We start from the raw sequence: 2,258 nt of genomic DNA, 5'->3' as shown, positions 1-2,258 counted from the left end.
TCTTTGATACTCGTGAACGAGTCTTTGATACTCGTGAACGAGTCTTTGATACTCGCGGACGAGTCTTTGATGGTTCTTTTACTCTTTAGCCGTTTTTTACAGGACTTCTCCACCCAGAAAAATCTGTTCAGCAGTTAAATTCAACTCTGGAAACGCTGGCGACTGAATGCGGTCATTTCCTCTAAATTGCCTAACTTGATACTCACCTTCAATTAGTTGGTAAATCGAAATAGTTGGTTGTTTAGGATTGCCAATAAAGCGCCTACCACCTAAACCTAGATAGTCTACAATCCAATATTCAGGAATATCCAAAGACTCGTAATCTTCTAGCTTCAAAGCATAATCATCACTCCAGTTGGTTGAAACAACTTCTACAACCAACTTGACGGAACTACCGCGCGTAATGATAGATTCTTTTTTCCAACGAGGTTCATCCATAACAGCTTGTCTATCAAGAACGATTACATCTGGTTCATAACCTGAATCGGTGTTAACTGACTTGATGACGCATTCTTTAGGGATAAAGCAAGGAATGGACAAACGGGTGATTTCAATAAACAAGGAACCATTGATAAACCCAGCTATCTCTGAGTGCTTCCCTGTTGGCTTAGGCATTTCAACAATTACCCCATCATGTAGTTCATAATGCCTGTCTGAAGATTCGGGATACCAGGCGATAAATTCATCAAATGTTAGTTGTTTGGTTAAGGCTTGAGTCATGCTTTGCCTTCTTTTATGTCAAATTTGACCCCTCTCCAAACCTCTCCCCGAAACGGAGAGAGGCTTAATCAGCGAACTGAGGTTAAACTTTCGCCGCAGCAGCACTTGGTAAACTGACTTTCAATCGCTTAAACATCGCTTCTCGTGCTTGTGCAGCGAGGCTATCGTCAAAAGGTTTTAAGCTAATTTCCTGCTGATACTTTAGCCGCAATGCTGTTTGAATTAACCAATCGGCAACAAAAGGATTTTTTGGTAATAAAGGGCCGTGGGAATAAGTAGCGATCGCATTCTGATAAAATGCTCCTTCTGTCCCATCTTCACCATTATTTCCCAAGCCGTACACCACTCGCCCCAAAGCTTCCACTTTTCCCAACTTGGTGCGTCCGCCGTGATTTTCAAAGCCTACCAAATATGGTGTGCTACCCGTCATCTCTTTTAAATCTTGCGCTAGGCGTGAAGCTGTCACTTCAATTACCAAGTTACCAATACAGCGCTTAGTATTTTCACCAGGATGCACGGAAACTAAATCGAGTATTCCCAAACCATCAATCCTTTGTCCCAAGCCTGGTTCATAATAATGTCCCAGTAATTGGGGTGAACCACAAGTAAATACTCCCGGTGTTCCATTTTCGATTTTCTCGCGCATCGCGTCAGCTTTTGCACCCTGTAAATCACGCATGACAATTTCTTGCTGACGGTCTTGTGCGCCACCACCAACGATTACATCTACAGTTTTAATATCTGCGGCTGTGGCATTTTGATCTAGGGGTAATACTTTAACATCATATCCCCGCCACTCGGCACGACGTTCTATAGTAATTACATTACCGCGATCGCCATAAGTACTCATCAGCGTCGGGTACAACCAACCTATTGTTAATTCCAAATTTTGATCACTCATAAATAACTCTTCATTAATAACTAATAGTTTTTATCAACTTATGGTGAAATTACTCTCTGCATATCCAGACTTGGAGGAGCAATTTTCGTCTGGGTTAGCATATCGTGAATTTGTCCACGGTGATGTGTCTGGTGGTTGAAAAAATGTGCTAGTAACAGATTTATCGGATCGCTATAAATTTTACCTTGATTATTTGTATAAGTAATTATTCCCTTCAAGAAGTCATCATCTAGATCATCAATAAATGTTGTGATGCGCTCATCTTCTAAAACACGGGCTGCACGCAATTCCTCAAATTGATCGTGGAGGATAGCATCAAGTCCTTGAGATGACATCTCTTTACCTGTAAAGCGCCCCATCCAAATGCGGTCGCCTATCATAATATGATTCAGAGTCCCATAAATACTTTTGAAAAATGCTGGTCGAGTCTGCTTGAGTTCTACATCTGAAAGTAGTGAACAAACGTCATACAACCGACGATTTGCTAGAGAATTGTAGCGCGAGAGCATCTGGAAATGTTGAATAAGCATAGGGCAAATTTAAGTGATTTATCTATGTTTTTGGGCATTGGTCATTGAGAATAGGCAGAGGGAAAAGAGGTAATTTTTTATTCTCCCCCTCCTCCCTGCCCCCTGCC

3 protein-coding genes are annotated in these 2,258 nt (G+C 41.6%); all 3 read right to left on the bottom strand.

Annotated features, from left to right (window positions below; all coding sequences use genetic code 11):
• Window positions 1–96 precede the first annotated feature (96 nt).
• The 3 genes from ACFE90_RS37815 to ACFE90_RS37805 all read right to left on the bottom strand — a co-directional run bounded on the left by ACFE90_RS37815 (window position 97) and on the right by ACFE90_RS37805 (window position 2,151).
• Window positions 97–720, bottom strand: coding sequence for a Uma2 family endonuclease (locus ACFE90_RS37815; protein ID WP_375507350.1), 624 nt, complete (start codon window positions 718–720; stop codon window positions 97–99).
• Between the two features lie 82 nt (window positions 721–802).
• Window positions 803–1,621, bottom strand: coding sequence for a type 1 glutamine amidotransferase (locus ACFE90_RS37810; RefSeq protein WP_375507349.1), 819 nt, complete (start codon window positions 1,619–1,621; stop codon window positions 803–805).
• A gap of 38 nt (window positions 1,622–1,659) precedes the next feature.
• Window positions 1,660–2,151, bottom strand: coding sequence for a DinB family protein (locus tag ACFE90_RS37805; RefSeq protein WP_375507348.1), 492 nt, complete (start codon window positions 2,149–2,151; stop codon window positions 1,660–1,662).
• Window positions 2,152–2,258: the final 107 nt, after the last annotated feature.

The organism is uncultured Nostoc sp., from assembly GCF_964245445.1.
Lineage (GTDB): Bacteria > Cyanobacteriota > Cyanobacteriia > Cyanobacteriales > Nostocaceae > Nostoc.
The sequence above is the reverse complement of the archived record's forward strand: the minus strand, read 5'-3'. Positions and strand labels throughout refer to the sequence as shown.

Excerpts from the sequence above, each read along its gene's own strand:
- ACFE90_RS37815 (WP_375507350.1), bottom strand. The coding sequence starts at position 720 with ATGACTCAAGCCTTAACCAAACAACTAACATTTGATGAATTTATCGCC.
- ACFE90_RS37810 (WP_375507349.1), bottom strand. The coding sequence starts at position 1,621 with ATGAGTGATCAAAATTTGGAATTAACAATAGGTTGGTTGTACCCGACG.
- ACFE90_RS37805 (WP_375507348.1), bottom strand. The coding sequence starts at position 2,151 with ATGCTTATTCAACATTTCCAGATGCTCTCGCGCTACAATTCTCTAGCA.